This window comes from Microbacterium sp. Se5.02b (genome assembly GCF_019464375.1).
In the GTDB taxonomy this organism is placed as follows: domain Bacteria; phylum Actinomycetota; class Actinomycetes; order Actinomycetales; family Microbacteriaceae; genus Microbacterium.
In genome coordinates this window covers 4,018,380-4,032,263 of the sequence record NZ_CP080491.1, presented here as the reverse complement: position 1 = coordinate 4,032,263, position 13,884 = coordinate 4,018,380, and the positions used below count along the sequence as shown (strand labels likewise).

The 13,884-nt window shown below is 69.4% G+C and carries 15 protein-coding genes and 1 pseudogene; 11 read left to right on the top strand and 5 right to left on the bottom strand.

What is annotated here, in order from left to right; genetic code table 11:
• Positions 1 to 70 precede the first annotated feature (70 nt).
• Together K1X59_RS20265 and K1X59_RS22225 are read right to left on the bottom strand one after the other, a co-directional pair.
• On the bottom strand, positions 71 to 1,174 hold the full coding sequence (locus K1X59_RS20265; RefSeq protein ID WP_183151351.1) for a hypothetical protein: 1,104 nt from the start codon (positions 1,172 to 1,174) through the stop codon (positions 71 to 73).
• A complete protein-coding gene (locus K1X59_RS22225; RefSeq protein ID WP_258566969.1) occupies positions 1,171 to 1,743 on the bottom strand; it encodes a hypothetical protein in 573 nt (190 codons plus the stop codon). The genes K1X59_RS20265 and K1X59_RS22225 overlap by 4 nt, the downstream gene beginning before the upstream one ends.
• 487 nt (positions 1,744 to 2,230) lie before the next feature.
• Here K1X59_RS22225 and K1X59_RS20255 point away from each other — a divergent pair, with 487 nt between their 5' ends.
• Genes K1X59_RS20255 through K1X59_RS20245 form a run of 3 tightly spaced genes read left to right on the top strand, consistent with a single transcriptional unit; the run spans position 2,231 to position 4,226 of the window.
• Positions 2,231 to 2,374 (top strand): hypothetical protein, encoded by a 144-nt coding sequence (locus K1X59_RS20255; protein WP_220173798.1) that lies wholly within the window; start codon positions 2,231 to 2,233, stop codon positions 2,372 to 2,374.
• Complete coding sequence (locus K1X59_RS20250) at positions 2,371 to 3,240, top strand: hypothetical protein (protein WP_220173797.1); 870 nt, start codon at positions 2,371 to 2,373, stop codon at positions 3,238 to 3,240. The genes K1X59_RS20255 and K1X59_RS20250 overlap by 4 nt, the downstream gene beginning before the upstream one ends.
• A complete protein-coding gene (locus K1X59_RS20245) occupies positions 3,237 to 4,226 on the top strand; it encodes a GNAT family N-acetyltransferase (RefSeq protein ID WP_220173796.1) in 990 nt (329 codons plus the stop codon). Before K1X59_RS20250 ends, K1X59_RS20245 begins: the two co-directional genes overlap by 4 nt.
• Before the next feature lie 7 nt (positions 4,227 to 4,233).
• On the opposite strand, the gene K1X59_RS20240 is transcribed toward K1X59_RS20245, so the two are convergent.
• The gene (locus tag K1X59_RS20240; RefSeq protein WP_244632256.1) at positions 4,234 to 4,821 is read right to left on the bottom strand and encodes an Lrp/AsnC family transcriptional regulator; all 588 of its coding nucleotides are present in this window, start codon (positions 4,819 to 4,821) and stop codon (positions 4,234 to 4,236) included.
• Between the two features lie 150 nt (positions 4,822 to 4,971).
• Here K1X59_RS20240 and K1X59_RS20235 point away from each other — a divergent pair, with 150 nt between their 5' ends.
• From K1X59_RS20235 to K1X59_RS20215, 5 genes are all read left to right on the top strand, one after another.
• On the top strand, positions 4,972 to 6,333 hold the full coding sequence (locus tag K1X59_RS20235) for an ABC transporter substrate-binding protein (protein ID WP_258566968.1): 1,362 nt from the start codon (positions 4,972 to 4,974) through the stop codon (positions 6,331 to 6,333).
• Between the two features lie 237 nt (positions 6,334 to 6,570).
• Positions 6,571 to 7,632 (top strand): ABC transporter permease, encoded by a 1,062-nt coding sequence (locus K1X59_RS20230; RefSeq protein ID WP_220173795.1) that lies wholly within the window; start codon positions 6,571 to 6,573, stop codon positions 7,630 to 7,632.
• Between the two features lie 105 nt (positions 7,633 to 7,737).
• A complete protein-coding gene (locus K1X59_RS20225; protein WP_244632252.1) occupies positions 7,738 to 8,541 on the top strand; it encodes an ABC transporter permease in 804 nt (267 codons plus the stop codon).
• Positions 8,538 to 9,356, top strand: coding sequence for an ABC transporter ATP-binding protein (locus K1X59_RS20220; RefSeq protein WP_220173794.1), 819 nt, complete (start codon positions 8,538 to 8,540; stop codon positions 9,354 to 9,356). Before K1X59_RS20225 ends, K1X59_RS20220 begins: the two co-directional genes overlap by 4 nt.
• The gene (locus K1X59_RS20215; protein ID WP_220173793.1) at positions 9,349 to 10,188 is read left to right on the top strand and encodes an ABC transporter ATP-binding protein; all 840 of its coding nucleotides are present in this window, start codon (positions 9,349 to 9,351) and stop codon (positions 10,186 to 10,188) included. The genes K1X59_RS20220 and K1X59_RS20215 overlap by 8 nt, the downstream gene beginning before the upstream one ends.
• A 22-nt stretch (positions 10,189 to 10,210) precedes the next feature.
• Here the strand turns inward: K1X59_RS20215 and K1X59_RS20210 are convergent, their stop codons facing one another.
• Positions 10,211 to 10,408, bottom strand: coding sequence for a hypothetical protein (locus K1X59_RS20210; RefSeq protein WP_183151345.1), 198 nt, complete (start codon positions 10,406 to 10,408; stop codon positions 10,211 to 10,213).
• Positions 10,405 to 10,599 carry a hypothetical protein gene (locus K1X59_RS20205; protein ID WP_183151344.1) on the bottom strand — a complete coding sequence of 65 codons (195 nt, stop codon included), beginning with the start codon at positions 10,597 to 10,599 and terminating at the stop codon, positions 10,405 to 10,407. The genes K1X59_RS20210 and K1X59_RS20205 overlap by 4 nt, the downstream gene beginning before the upstream one ends.
• Positions 10,600 to 10,782: 183 nt before the next feature.
• Here K1X59_RS20205 and K1X59_RS20200 point away from each other — a divergent pair, with 183 nt between their 5' ends.
• The 3 genes and pseudogenes from K1X59_RS20200 to K1X59_RS20190 all read left to right on the top strand — a co-directional run bounded on the left by K1X59_RS20200 (position 10,783) and on the right by K1X59_RS20190 (position 13,878).
• Entirely contained in the window at positions 10,783 to 11,826 is a 1,044-nt protein-coding gene (locus K1X59_RS20200; protein WP_220173792.1) for an ABC transporter substrate-binding protein, read from the top strand.
• Positions 11,823 to 12,853 (top strand): annotated as a pseudogene (locus tag K1X59_RS23005) (FecCD family ABC transporter permease). The gene K1X59_RS20200 and the pseudogene K1X59_RS23005 overlap by 4 nt, the downstream one beginning before the upstream one ends.
• A complete protein-coding gene (locus K1X59_RS20190) occupies positions 12,850 to 13,878 on the top strand; it encodes an iron chelate uptake ABC transporter family permease subunit (RefSeq protein WP_183151342.1) in 1,029 nt (342 codons plus the stop codon). Before K1X59_RS23005 ends, K1X59_RS20190 begins: the two are co-directional and overlap by 4 nt.
• Positions 13,879 to 13,884: the final 6 nt, after the last annotated feature.

The window sequence follows — 13,884 nt, the reverse complement described above, 5'->3', positions numbered from 1 at the left end:
CGATCCCGAGGGGGGATGGGGTGGGAGTTCGGTCCCCAGCCGGCACCCACCCCCACACTCGGACTCCGCCTCAGTTCATGCGGCTCAGGAGCCAGAACGCGGCGAACGCGATCACCACGACGATGGGCACCCACGTCCCGGTGCGCTTCAGTCGGCGGCCCTGTGACGCCACGCCGGGGGGCGGCGTCAGCAGCCCTGCAGGTGCCGCGAAGGGGAGGGCATCCGCCGAGGCCGCAGCGCTCGCCGCGGACGGAGGGTTCTCGGCGATGAGACGTTCGTCACGCCACCGCGCCCACTGGTCAAGCTTCGTCAGGAGTGCTCCGACCGCACCGAACAGCCACGCCCAGGTCGCCGGGTCCAGGGTCGACACCTTGCGCTGCGTGTACAGGAACAGCCAGTCGTCGACGATCTCCACGTCGAGCTGAGCCGCGTTGTCGATGAACCGCGCCATGATGTCGGGTGTGAACAGGTAGAGCGCGTCGCGTTCGTACCCGGCAGGACAGTACAGCGTGAAGTGCTGATCGAAGTCGCCCTCGAGCGAGAGACGCTGCGCACGCTGGAACGACGCCGGGAGGTTCGAGCCGAAGCCGTTGTTGCCTTTCGCATCGAGCACGATGTTGGGCAGGGGCACGTCGAGCTTCACCGCCACGTAGCCCCAGCGGTAGGTCGTGGAGTTCTTCCCCGACTGCACCGTGTACTGGTAGTTGCCGAACTCCACGAAGCGCGGCCTCGTGCCGCGGATCAGGTCGGTCGACTGCCGCGAGCGGCCGAGGCTGAAGACCATCCCGGGGAGCGGAGGATCGACGACCTTCGGCTCGTACGACATGCCGTTCGCCTGGGCGAAGCGATGCAGCCGATACCGCGTGGTCTGCGCGTTGCGCACGCCCATCCAGATCAGGACGCCGACCGCGGCGAGCAGGAGGACGATCAGCAGCAGCGGGATCGCCAGGGCCGACGGGCTTCCGCCGAGCGAAGCGATGCTCACGATCACCCCGACCATGACCGGGATCATCACGACGGCCGCGACAGACACGGCGACGATCCCGACGACGGTCGACGCCGACATCCGCGACGACGGGCGTGATCGCAGTTCCGCGGCGAAGGCGCGCACGGCGGCAGCGTCGACCGGCTCGGTGAGCGGCCGCGCGTCGAAGGACGCCTGTGCAGATGTCACCGGTTCACCGTGTCGGCATCCCAGGTGAGGTCGGCGCCCTCCGGAATCGCGAAGGCCTCGAGTCGCTGATCTGCGCAGATCGCGTCGATCAGGGCGGCAGAGCCCGCCACGATCGTCGAGTCGAAGTCGACCTCGCTCACCATCACCCAGGTGTGGTCCTCGGGCCACAGCAGGCTCGGGCTCTGGGGTGGCCGGGGGAACCCGCGTTCCTCGGCGATCCGGTCGCGCCACGGAACCTGCCGAGCCCACTCCGGGTCGGCGAAGGCGCGGGGTGGTGCCGAGAACAGCACGTGGTCGCGCATCGGGAGCCGGAGGCGCGGACCCTCGGAGATCTCGCGCGAGAGGATGCCCTCCTGCCAGGTGGCTTTGCGGAAGACGTTGTTGAACGGATCGTGCGTGCTGCGAGCGAGCATCGCCTGATGGTGTGGGTCGTCGGTGAAGGTCGGGGAACCGCCGGATGGAGTGATGCCGTAGTAGCCGAACAGATCGCCGCGGCCCTCCCAGAGCGCGACGAAGCCGGCATCCGGGGTGTGCGTGTTCTCCACGAGGTGCGTCGCGATGGCTGCCATGTGCGCGGGGGCGAGTTCGCCCTCCAGGGGGCGGAGAATTCGCGACCGTCCGGAGCGATCCGCGTGCGCCAGTCGCCGTCCGGCGGGGTCCGCACGATCCGGTGCCACTGCGCCAGCGGGTGCAGGACCGTGCCGAAGGCGGCGGCTGTCTGCGCCCAGGTCGCGGGCTCATCGACGAACTGCTCGAGGAGCACATGCTGCTCCCCTTCGGGCAGTCGATCCCACTCTCCGGAAGACGGCACCGGGCGGTCCGGCAGCGACCGGACGATCGCCGGATGGAGGATCCGTGCATAGGAGGGGAAGCCGCGCGGAACCACCCCGTGCATGGTCTCGTAACCCGCATCGAGCCGCTCGCGCAGCCATGCCCCCGCCGAGGGATCAGACATCCACTCCATGCGACAAAGCTACCGGGGATCACTGTCGCCGATACGACCGCCGCCACTACGGTGGGAGTCGGCCACGCAGGCCGACCGTCTGGGGGAGATCAATGCTGAATCAGGCCGAAGCCGTGCCCCGAGAGCGGATCTTCCGCCGCCATCCCGTCCGCTCCGCCGTCGGGGCGATCGTGCTCTCCGCCGTCCTCTCTGCGGCGACGCTGTTCCTGCTCCCGACGTTCCTCCCCCGGGGATGAACATCGCCACGCGCGGTCTGGTCGTGCTGATCGTCGCGGTCGCGCTGACGGTCGCCGTGTTCGCCGGGTTCTTCTGGTTCCGCAACATCCGCATCGTCGTGCGGCCCGACGCGGTCGAGATCGGGAAGGCGGGCGGTCGCGAGACGTTCTCGCGAGCGACCACCGTCTTCCGCTCGAAGATCACCGAACACCGCACCAACGGGCTGCCCAGCGGCACCACCCGCGCCCTGATCGTGCACAGCGGCGGACGGGAGATCACGTTCGAGCTCCCCGGCTACACGAGGTCCCTGTTCAACGAGCTGATGGCGACGCTGAACCCGATCGCGCAGCCGCTGTTCGACGACCCGGTCGAGGCAGCCCGCGCCGCTGCGCACCTGCCGACGCAGTTCACGATCGACGCGGCGGGAGAGCGGCGGGTCGCCGCGCGGATCACGATCGCCGCTGTCGTGTTCCTGGTGATCGCCGTCGCCGTCGGGCTCCTCGCACTGATCCCGGGCTTCCTCGAGGGGCTCTCGGCCCTCATCCTGCTCGCGCCGTTCGCCGTGCTCGCCGCCGTCGGATTCGGGATCGGCGCCCTGCAACGCCGTCGCCTCGTCCGCTCGATCCCGGCGCAGCTGTCGGTCGACTCGCAGGGCATCCGCGTCGACGGCGTCGACATCCCCTATGCGCAGGTCGACCGCCTCTGGCTCACGCCGCCCGCGTATCCCGTCAAGCGCATCCGGTTCGAGCGCGCGGCGGCGAGGGCCACCACGTATCTCGTGTCTTCGCCTCGTGTGCAGATCACGCCGGACTATGACGATCTGCTCGCCGCGGTCCGCGCCAGAACCGCGCATCGGCCCGGCATCGTCTCGCTGGACCTCGAATGACGGAGGAGTCCGGGTCTCCGCGGTCGGCCTACGCGCCGGAGTACCCGATCCGCACCGAGCGACTGCTCCTGCGACCCATCGCCCCCACGGATGCCGCCGCGATGCACGCGTACAAGTCGGATCCGGACTCCGTGCGCTACGTGCCGTATGCGCCGCTCGACCTCGCCGCGGTCGAGCAGCGGATCGCCACGACCTGGGCGAACACCCGCTTCACCCAGGAGGGCGATGCCGTCTGCCTCGCGGTCGAACACCGTGCGAGCGGCGAGCTGGTGGGCGACGTGGTGCTGTTCTGGCGCAGCGAGTCGGATCGTACTGGTGAGGTCGGCTACATCTTCGACCCGCGCTTCGCCGGGCAGGGATTCGCGGGCGAGGCCGTCGCCGCACTGCTCGCGCTCGGCTTCGACGGACTCGGCCTGCATCGCATCGTCGCGCGCGGATCGACGAACGGAACATCGGGTCTGCGCGGGTCGTCGAACGGCTCGGGTTCCGGCGCGAAGCCCGGCTCGTGGAGAGCGAGTGGTTCAAGGGCGAGTGGGCGACGCTCCTCGTGTACGCCCTCCTCGAGAGGGAATGGCGAGAGCGCCCCGCGGGGCCTGGCCCGTGACGGCATCCCCCATAATCGAGGAGTGACTGCGACAGCAACCCTTCCTTCCCTCGACGGCCGCCGCTTCCGGATGGTCTCCTCCACGACCTCCGCGGTCGACCCCGAATCGCCGAGCATCTTCGAGTACTTCGAGCGCGACGGCGCGATCTGGGGCGGTTACGAGGGCGACACCGTCACGTTCGGGAAGTTCGTCGGCACGCGCACCGGGGACACGATCTGGGTGTCGTTCGTGCACGTGCTCAAGGCGGACGGCTCGGTGGTCACCGGCGACGGCGAGAGCGAGCTGGAACTCATCGACGGTGGCGGTATCCGCCTCGTGGAGCACTACGAGATGCACGGCCTCCCGCAGTTGAGCGTGTGCGAGGAGATCCCGGTGCGCTGAGGGGTCCTCAGCGCGGCGGCAGGGCGTCCCGACCTGGTGACGCGGGCGTCCAGCGCGTCATGCCGAGCGGGATCTCGGTGTCGCGCTCCGGCAGGTCGGCCGGCAGCAGGTAGGGGCGGCGGATCACCTCGTCGAGCACGACCACGCTGACGACCGTGCGGACCTCGGGCAGCTGGGCGATCACGCCGGTCGAGAACTCGTGCACGCCGCTGACGTCCACGGCGCGGATCAACAGCATCGCGTCGTGCTCGCCCGTCGTGATCGCGCACCACTCCACGTCGGGCATCTCGAGCACGCGTTCCCGGAACGACGCCCACGCCTGGGGCATCACGGTGACGAAGACGAGCGCGCCGATCGAGAGTCCTGCCTTCGCCTGGTCGACCCTGGCGCTGAAACCCGTGATGACCCCGTCGTGCACCAGAGACTCGACGCGCGTGTACGCATTCGCGCGGGAGATCCCGACCGTGTCGGCGAGGGCCGCGATCGAGACGCGACCGTTATCACGCAGCACATCGAGGATTCTGTACGCGGTCGCGTCCAAAGGGGCGGCACTTCGTCCAGAATGCTTCGACTGATCCGCATCCTTGCTGGACATATTGCTCCTGACATCCGAGGTTCTGGACAGAGCGTGTCGGTGGGGACCGCACTCGCTGGACACATCGTCGCATATGATGCGAATCTGATCCCCGGTCGTCCACATCGGTGGCGACTCACCCGAATGTACTCCTCGCCCTTGGAGGCCCTCATGTCGTCACGCCGCATCACGCCGGTCCTCGCGTTCGGAGCCGTCGCGCTCTTCGCGCTCGCAGGTTGCTCGGGAGGGAACTCCGCGAACACGAGCGAGTCGTCCCAGGGCTCCGACTCCCTCGTCATCGACACCGCGTTCTCGATCGAGACCACCGACCCGGGTCACACCTACGACCCGACCGGCAACATGATCGCGAAGGCGCTGTACGAGACCCTTGTCGACTTCGAGGGCTCCGATGTCTCCACGCCGGTCCCGGGTCTCGCCTCGTGGGAGCAGAACGACGAGGCGACCGAGTTCACGTTCACGCTCGAAGGCGACCGGGTCTTCTCCGACGGCTCGCCGATCGAGGCCAAGGACGTCGTGTTCTCGCTGCAGCGCATCCAGGGCATGACCGACGCCAAGCCGAACTTCCTCCTCGGCGGCCTCACCATCACCGAGGTCGACGAGAAGACGATCCAGATCACGTCCGAGACTCCGCTGCTGCAGCTTCCCGCGATCCTGGCGAACCCGGCGCTCGGCATCGTCAACTCCGACGTGGTGATCGAGAACGGCGGCACGATCGACGGCACCGACGTCGCCCAGAAGTTCCTCGACGGGGAGTCCGCCGGCTCCGGGCCGTTCGTGCTCGACACGCTCGACCTCAGCTCGCAGGTCGTGCTGACGCCCAACGAGGCATACAACGGCGACGAGGAGACGGCCTACTCGCGCGTCGTCGTGCGCAACGTCTCGGAGAGCGCCACCCAGCTCGCCAACCTCAAGGGCGGCGACTCGATGGTCGCGATGGACCTCAACGGCGACCAGGTCGCGGGTCTCGGCGACGACATCTCGGTCGACTCCGTCCCGTCAGGCCAGACCATCTTCCTGCTGCTCAACCAGTCCGAGGCCGTCGCGGGCGACCTGGCGAACGTCAAGCTGGCCGAGGCGATCCGGTACGCGCTCGACTACGACGCACTTCTCGAGCTCGCGGGCGCCGGATCCGTGCAGGCGACCGGAGTGATCCCGCCCGGCTTCGAAGGCGCACTCGAAGACGGCGTCGACCAGGACCTCGACAAGGCAGCGGCCGCGCTCGAGGAGGCCGGCTACGACGGTCAGACGCTGAAGCTGCAGTTCCCCAACGACTACCCGGTGGGCGGCGTGGAGTTCATCCCCGCTCGCCGAGCGCGTGCAGGCGCAGCTCGAAGACGCGGGCATCACGGTGGAGCTGGCGCCCGCGCCGTTCGCGACCGAACTCGACGCCTACGTCAACGGCACCGAGGGCTTCGGCCTCTGGTTCTGGGGTCCGGACTACGCCGACTCCGCGAACTTCCTGCCCTTCGCCCCTGGTCTGAAGGTCGGCCTCCGCGCCGGCTGGGCCGCTGAGGCGAACCCGGAGATCGCCGGCATCGCGGCGGGTGCTGCCGCCGCGACCGACCCCGAGCAGCGCACGGCCGCCTTCACTGACTTCGCCGAAGCGATGCAGGCGGAGGGGCCGTTCGTGCCGCTGATCGTCCCCGGGCGCAACATCTCCTCCGCCGACAGCGTGCAGGGCGCCGTGTACAACTCCGTCTGGGAGATGGACATCGCCGAGATCACGCCCGCCGGCTGAACGGACATCCCATGACGACAGTGGCGGTGCAGAGGCAGGCGCAGCGGCGCCGCTCGCCTCTCGTCGGATACCTGCTGCGGCGGGCCGGGACCTCCCTGCTCCTGTTGGTGGGCGTGACGATCGTCACGTTCGCGCTCACCAACCTGGTGCCGGGAGACCCGGTCTCGGCCGCCCTCGGTGAGGGCGCGTCGCAGAACCCGGCGACCCGAGAAGCCTTCATCAAGGCGAACGGACTCGATCAGCCACTGTTCGTGCAGTACTTCATCTACATGGGGAACCTGCTCCGCGGGGACCTCGGCACGTCGCTGGTGACCGGACGCCCGGTCACCAGCGACCTCGCCACCGCGGTTCCCGCGACCATCGAGATCGCGATCGGCGCGATCATCGTCAGCCTCGCGGTCAGCATCGTGCTCGGCACGCTCGCCGCCTACCGCCGAGGGCTCGTCACAGACCAGGTGATCCGCGTCGTCACGCTGATCGGCCTGAGCGTGCCGACCTTCTGGCTCGCGCTGGTCAGCTTCTACGTGTTCTTCCTCGAGCTCCGCATCGCGCCGGGGTCCGGACGCATCTCGCCGTCGATCACGCCACCCCCGCGTGTGACGGGCCTCTACACGGTCGACTACCTCCTGAACGGCGACGCGGTCGGCTTCTTCGACGCCCTCGCCCACCTCGCGCTTCCGGTCATGGTGCTCTCGCTCGTGACCATCGGCCTGCTGACCCGGTTCATCCGCACCTCGGTGCTCGAGGTCCTCGGCAGCGACTACGTGCGCGCGGCCAGGGCCAAGGGGCTCCCTGCCCTGCGCGTGATCCTCGACTACGTGCTCCGCGGCGCCTCGCTGCCGATCCTCACCGTGGTGGGTGTCGCGTTCGGGGCCCTGCTGTCGGGCACGGTGCTCGTCGAGTCGGTGTTCGCCTGGCCCGGACTCGGCACCTACGCCTACAACTCCGCCGCGAACCTCGACCTGCCGGGCATCATGGGCGTCGGACTCGTGGTCGGGGTCATCTACCTCCTCATCAACTTCGTCGTCGACCTGCTCTACGGCGTGCTGGACCCGAGAGTGAGGATCGCATGAGCCGCATCGCCGCAGCCACACCGGCCGGGCGCTTCCGCTTCCGCTGGCCCCGCGCCTGGCGCACCCCCGCTCGGCATCATCGGCACCGTCGTCGCCGGGGCGTGGGTGATCGTGGCCTTCACCGCGCAGTGGTGGGTTCCCTACCCGCCGAATGCGCAGGTGCTCCCTCGTCTGCAGGCACCGGGCATCGACACGTTCCTCGGCACCGACGGCAACGGCCGCGACATCTTCTCGCGCCTGATGACGGGTGCGACGGTGAGCCTCCCGCTCGCGCTCATGCTCGTCATCGCCGCGATGATCATCGGAACGCTGATCGGGGCGCTCGCCGGATACTTCGGCGGCTGGGTCGACGAGACGCTGATGCGCATCACCGACCTGTTCATGGCGTTCCCCACCGTGATCCTGGCGATGGTGGTCGCCGCCTCGCTCGGCCCCTCGCTGTTCAACGCCGTGATCGCGGCGATCGTGGTCTCCTGGCCGCAGTACTCCCGCGTGACGCGCAGCATCGTGTTGAGCCTGCGGGGGCAGAACTACGTCATCGCCGGTCGGCTGCTCGGGCACTCGCCCGCCCGCACGCTGTTCGTCGACATCCTCCCGAACATCGCCGGCCCCGTGCTGGTGCTCGCGACTCTCGACATCGGCGCGGCGATCCTGCTCCTCTCCGGACTCTCCTTCCTCGGCCTGGGCGCGCAGCCGCCGACGGCCGAGTGGGGATCGATGATCTCCGGCGCGATGCAGAACTTCGACGCCTGGTGGCTCGGCGTCTTCCCCGGTCTCGCGATCCTGACCGTCGTGCTGGCGTTCAACTTCCTGGGCGACGCCATGCGCGATGTGCTCGACCCCACGGCCGAGATCACGCACGAGAAGGCGGCCGAGCACAAGGCGTCCGCGACGGGGGTGGCCGCATGAGCGTTCAGGGAACCTCCGTCCTCAGCATCCGGGATCTGACGATCGACATCGGGCGGCCCCTCGTGAAGGGTGTGTCGCTCGAGCTCGAGGCCGGTCGCATCCACGGCCTCGCCGGCGAATCCGGTTCGGGCAAGACGCTCACCTCGCTCGCGGTGCTCGGTCTGCTGCCGCGCCAGGCGCGCACGGGCGGCTCGATCTCCCTGGCGGGCGAAGAGCTGGTCGGGTTGAAGCGCCGCTCCCTCAACCGGGTGCGCGGCATGCGCATCGCGATGGTGTTCCAGGACCCGTCGGCCTCGTTGCACCCGCAGCTTCCCGTCGGACGTCAGCTCACCGATCACATGCGCGTGCACCTGGGGCTCAAGGGGGCTGCGGCGCGGCAGCGCGCCGTCGAACTGCTTGAGACCGTTCAGGTGCCGAACCCCGAAGAGGCGCTGAAGCGGTATCCGCACCAGTTCTCGGGCGGCCAGCGTCAGCGCATCGCGATCGCCTGCGCCCTCGCGTGCGACCCCGAGGTGCTGTTGGCCGACGAGCCCACCACCGCGCTCGACGTCACGGTGCAGGCCGGCATCCTGAAGCTGCTGCGCGACCTCGCGACCGAACGGAACCTTGCCGTCCTGCTCGTGACGCACGACCTCGGCGTGATGAGCGCGATCGCCGACAGGGTCGCCGTCATGAAGGACGGCCGGATCGTGGAGCTCGCCGACCGCGAGACGCTGTTCCGCGATCCGCAGCACGACTACACGCGCATGCTGCTCGCGGCCCTGCCGGGTTCGCGGATCGACGAGGCGCCGGAAGGGCAGGCTGCAGATGAGTGAGGTCGCCGTCCTCGACGCGCAGGATGTCGTCGTGCGCTACCCGGGAAGCCCGCCGGTCGTCGCCGTGAACGGTGTGTCGATCAGCGTCTCCGCCGGCGAGACCGTGGCCCTCGTCGGAGAGTCGGGAAGCGGGAAGTCCAGCCTCGCGCGCGCCGTCGTCGGCATCGAGAAGATCGCGGGGGGGACGGTGCGTTTCCGTGACGCCCCAGTGACCCCGCTCGGGATCCGACGCCGATCGACGGCGCTGACGGGCATCCAGATGGTGTTCCAGGACCCGGCGACGTCGTTGAATCCGCGACGCCGGGTCGGTGACCAGGTCGCGGACGGCATCGCGACGGCGCGGGCTCGCGGCGCGGCAGGTTCGACCGTCGAGGAGTGGCTCGAGCGGGTCGGCCTGCCCGCGGAGGTGCGCACACGCTTCCCGCACCAGTTCTCCGGCGGGCAGAAGCAGCGCATCGCGATCGCCAGGGCTCTGGCCGCCAGGCCGTCGCTCCTCGTCGCCGACGAGCCGATCTCGGCGCTCGACGCGTCGACGCAGACGAGTGTCGCCGGTCTCATGCGCGACCTGGTGGCGGAGTCCGGTGCGGGAATGCTGTTCATCTCGCACGACCTCGCGGTCGTCCGCCGCATCGCGGACCGGACCTTCGTGATGTTCGGCGGGCGCGTGCTCGAGTCGGGACCGACCGACCGGCTCTGGGCCGCGCCGCAGCATCCGTACACGCAGGCGCTGCTCGCCGCGATCCCCGAGCCCGACGGCGCCGGCCGCATCCCCGCTGCTCCCTCGGTCGATGACCGCGCTGTCTGGGCCGAGATCCCGCCCGTCGCATACTGACGGTGCGACGGGCGGCGGCCCGTCAGCGTGGGGGCAGTCGTCGGCCGGTCTGACGCCAGATGAAGAAGCAGATGGTCCAACTCACGGCGTCGATGAGGCCGACGCCGATCAGGGATGACGAGGGCGACCACGCTCGGGTGATGAAGAGCACGAGATGGAGGCCGACGATCGGAGCGATCACGATGGTCGCGAACGTCGCGGGTTTCAGTCGGGATTTCATCGGCGTTCCCGGCGTTCCCGGCGAAGGAGCGATGAAGCGACCAACCCGACGGTCGTCGCGAGGGCGATGAGGACGCACATAACCACCGAGGTGACGAAGTCGGTGATCGCGCCCTGCTGGCGGGCGATCAGGAATGCGAGCGCCGTCAGGATGATCGCGCAGAGAATGATCCAGCGAATACGGTTGATCATTTCGAACCCGTCTCTATCTGTCACTGCGAAGAGCGTCCGATGTCAGCGGGTGACCGCGCATCGATCTCAGTAACATTTTACCTCTTGGTTCGCGGCCGAGCTCGCGATCTGGGCGGGTGGCTGCGTCGCGGCTGCGCGGGATGGATAAGCTTAGGCAACCCTTACCCAACGGAACGGTGCCTCATGCCTCTCATCCGCTCGAAGGCGCTCACCGCGCTGCTCGCCGTCGTCGTCTCGGCGGCCGTTCTCACCTCCTGTGCCCCCGCCGCCGATGACGCGGGCGGTGACGCGCCCGCCGGCGACGCCGACGCGTTCCCCGTCACGGTCGAGCACGCCTACGGCGACACCACGATCTCGGAGCAGCCCACGCGCATCGTCTCGGTGGGCTACACCGAGCAGGACACGCTCTGGGCGCTGGGTCTCGAGCCCGTCGGCGTGACCGATTGGTACGGCGACTACGACTTCGCCTCCTGGCCGTGGGCCGACGAGGCGCGCGACGGCTCCGAGCCCGAGGTGCTCGGCACGAGCGACGGCCTGGACTTCGAGGCGATCGCCCTGCTCGACCCCGACCTCATCATCGGAACCAACGCCGGCATGACGGAGGAGGACTTCGACCGTCTGTCGGACATCGCCCCGACCGTGGCGCACTCCGGCGACTACTCGATGTACTTCGAGCCGTGGGACGTGCAGACCCTGCAGATCGGCGAGGCGGTCGGCATGAAGGACGAGGCGCAGAAGCTCGTCGACGACATCGACGCGAAGTTCGCCGAGGCCGCCGCCGCGCATCCCGAGTTCGCGGACACGTCTGTCGTGTTCCTGCAGAACGCGATCTACGACGGCTCGGCGATCGCCTACCAGGACGGCCTGAGCACCGACTTCCTCACCGATCTCGGATTCACGATCCCGTCGGAGATCGACGCCTACGCTCCGGACGACTCGTCGGGCGGCCAGGCGTATATCCCGGTCGAGAACCTCGACGTGCTCAACGCCGCCGACGTGCTGATCTGGGGAACCGAGTCTGACGACGACATCACGGCGCTCGAGGGCGAGGCGTTCGTGACCGCGATCGACGCCATGAAGAACACGTCGGTCGTCTACACCGACGGGGTCACGGCCGGTGCGATCTACTTCACTTCGCCGCTCAGCCTGCCGTACGTCCTCGATGCGCTGGTGCCCGCCCTCGCGGAGGCCGTCGCGGGGAACGGCCCCGCCCGCACGGCGGAGTGACCGCGAGCACGCGCTCGGGTCGCGGTCCGCGCCGGTCATCCACCGGACGGACCGCGCTCGTCGTCGTGCTCGCGCTGCTCGCGCTCGCCATCGCCGCGGGCGTCGGACTGACCGTCGGCACGAAGATCGTCGGCCTCGACACCGTGCTCCGGGCGATCACCGACTTCGACGGGAGCGACGCGCAGCTCGTCGTCCGCGAATCGCGCATCCCGCGCACCGTGCTCGGCATCGTCGTCGGCCTCGCGCTCGGAGCCGCGGGGGCGATCATGCAGGGACTGACCCGCAACGCGCTGGCCGATCCCGGCCTCCTCGGCGTCAACGCCGGCGCATCGGTCGCCGTGGCGATCGCCGTGGCGGCGCTCGGCATCAACGCCTTCCCGCAGCTCATGGCCTTCGCCCTCTTCGGCGCGCTGGTCGCGACCATCGTCGTCGTGCTGCTCGGAGCCGTAGGCGGCGGAAGCCCCGTGACGCTCGTGCTCTCGGGGTCGCGCTCACCGCGGTGCTCGCGGGCATCACGACGGCCCTCGTCCTCCTCAACCCCACTGCCTTCCTGCACATGCGCAGCTGGGAGTCCGGCGCGCTCGCGGGGCGCGACCTCTCGATCCTCCTCGTCGCCGGACCCGCGATCGCGATCGGCCTCGTGCTCGCGCAGCTCATGACCCGGGGCCTCGACCTGCTCGCGCTCGGCGACGACACCGCGGCTGCCCTGGGGGTGAAGATCGGCATGCTGCGCACGGGCTCGGTCGCCGCCGTGACGCTCCTCGCCGGCACCGCGACCGCGGTGGCGGGACCGGTGGCCTTTCTCGGACTCGCCGCCCCGCACATCGCGCGTGGTGTCGTCGGGCCATCGCAGAAGGCCGTCGTACCGCTGTCCGCTGTGATCGGTGCGATCGTCGTGGTGCTCGGCGACGTGGTCGGGCGGGTGATCATCGCGCCGCAGGAGGTGCCGGTCGGCATCGTGATGGCGTTCGTCGCCGCGCCGTTCCTGATCTGGATCGGTCGGCGCAGGAACCCGGTGCAGATGTGAACGCCCCGACTCGCGCCGACATCCGCCGTGCACGCCGCACCCTCGACCGGCGCGGACGCTGGGCGATGGGCATCCTGGCGACGACCCTGCTCCTCACCTTCCTCGCGAGCCTGTCGATCGGCGACACCGTGCTCTCGCCGATCCGTGTGATCCAGGCACTGTTCGAGACGCAGGGCGGCATCCGCATGGTGGTCGTCGACTGGCGTGTGCCCCGGGCGCTCGCCGCGGTGTTCTTCGGGGCAGCACTCGCGCTCTCAGGCACGGTGTTCCAGACCATCACGCGCAACCCGCTCGGCAGCCCCGACGTGATCGGGCTCACGACCGGCGCCTATACCGGCGCCCTGATCGTCATGACCAGCGGCAGCGGGTCGGGCATCGCCGTCGCGATCGGCGCCATCCTCGGCGGCTTCGCCACGGCCGCACTGGTCGCACTGCTGATCGCCGGGCGCGGCGCCCTGGGGTACCGCATCGTGATCGTCGGCATCGGGGTGAGTGCGGTGCTCGCCGCCCTGAACTCCTGGATGCTGTTGCGGGCACGGCTCGAGGTCGCCGTCTCCGCCGCGATCTGGGACGCCGGTTCGTTGAACGGCGTCGGCTGGCAGCAGGCCACCGTGCCGATCGTTGTCGTGACGGTGCTGATGGTGCTGCTGGTCCTCGCTCGACGAGGCCTGTGGCTCATCGAGCTCGGCGACGATCTCGGCACCAGTCTGGGCGGACGAGTGGGCCTCACCAAGGGGGGACTGGTGACGATCGCGGTCGGACTGACCGGCGTCGTCACCGCGGTGATCGGTCCGATCGCCTTCGTATCGCTCGCGGCTCCGCACCTCGCGAAGCTCATCGTCAAGAACGGCCCGGCTCATCTGCTGGCGACAGCGCTGATGGGAGCCGTGCTGCTCGCGCTCGCCGACATCATCGGCCAGAACCTGGTGCCGAAGCATGCGCTCCCCGCCGGCGTCGTGACGCTGGTGCTCGGCGGCGTGTACCTGATCTACCTGGTGGTGCGGTCGGCGCGGCGGCGCTTCTGAGGTGCA

Coding starts and splice junctions, on each gene's coding strand:
- K1X59_RS20245 (WP_220173796.1), top strand. CDS start 3,237: ATGACGGAGGAGTCCGGGTCTCCGCGGTCGGCCTACGCGCCGGAGTAC.
- K1X59_RS20215 (WP_220173793.1), top strand. CDS start 9,349: ATGAGTGAGGTCGCCGTCCTCGACGCGCAGGATGTCGTCGTGCGCTAC.
- K1X59_RS20220 (WP_220173794.1), top strand. CDS start 8,538: ATGAGCGTTCAGGGAACCTCCGTCCTCAGCATCCGGGATCTGACGATC.
- K1X59_RS20205 (WP_183151344.1), bottom strand. CDS start 10,599: ATGATCAACCGTATTCGCTGGATCATTCTCTGCGCGATCATCCTGACG.
- K1X59_RS20240 (WP_244632256.1), bottom strand. CDS start 4,821: ATGTCCAGCAAGGATGCGGATCAGTCGAAGCATTCTGGACGAAGTGCC.
- K1X59_RS22225 (WP_258566969.1), bottom strand. CDS start 1,743: ATGGCAGCCATCGCGACGCACCTCGTGGAGAACACGCACACCCCGGAT.
- K1X59_RS20250 (WP_220173797.1), top strand. CDS start 2,371: ATGAACATCGCCACGCGCGGTCTGGTCGTGCTGATCGTCGCGGTCGCG.
- K1X59_RS20230 (WP_220173795.1), top strand. CDS start 6,571: ATGACGACAGTGGCGGTGCAGAGGCAGGCGCAGCGGCGCCGCTCGCCT.
- K1X59_RS20210 (WP_183151345.1), bottom strand. CDS start 10,408: ATGAAATCCCGACTGAAACCCGCGACGTTCGCGACCATCGTGATCGCT.
- K1X59_RS20235 (WP_258566968.1), top strand. CDS start 4,972: ATGTCGTCACGCCGCATCACGCCGGTCCTCGCGTTCGGAGCCGTCGCG.
- K1X59_RS20255 (WP_220173798.1), top strand. CDS start 2,231: ATGCTGAATCAGGCCGAAGCCGTGCCCCGAGAGCGGATCTTCCGCCGC.
- K1X59_RS20200 (WP_220173792.1), top strand. CDS start 10,783: ATGCCTCTCATCCGCTCGAAGGCGCTCACCGCGCTGCTCGCCGTCGTC.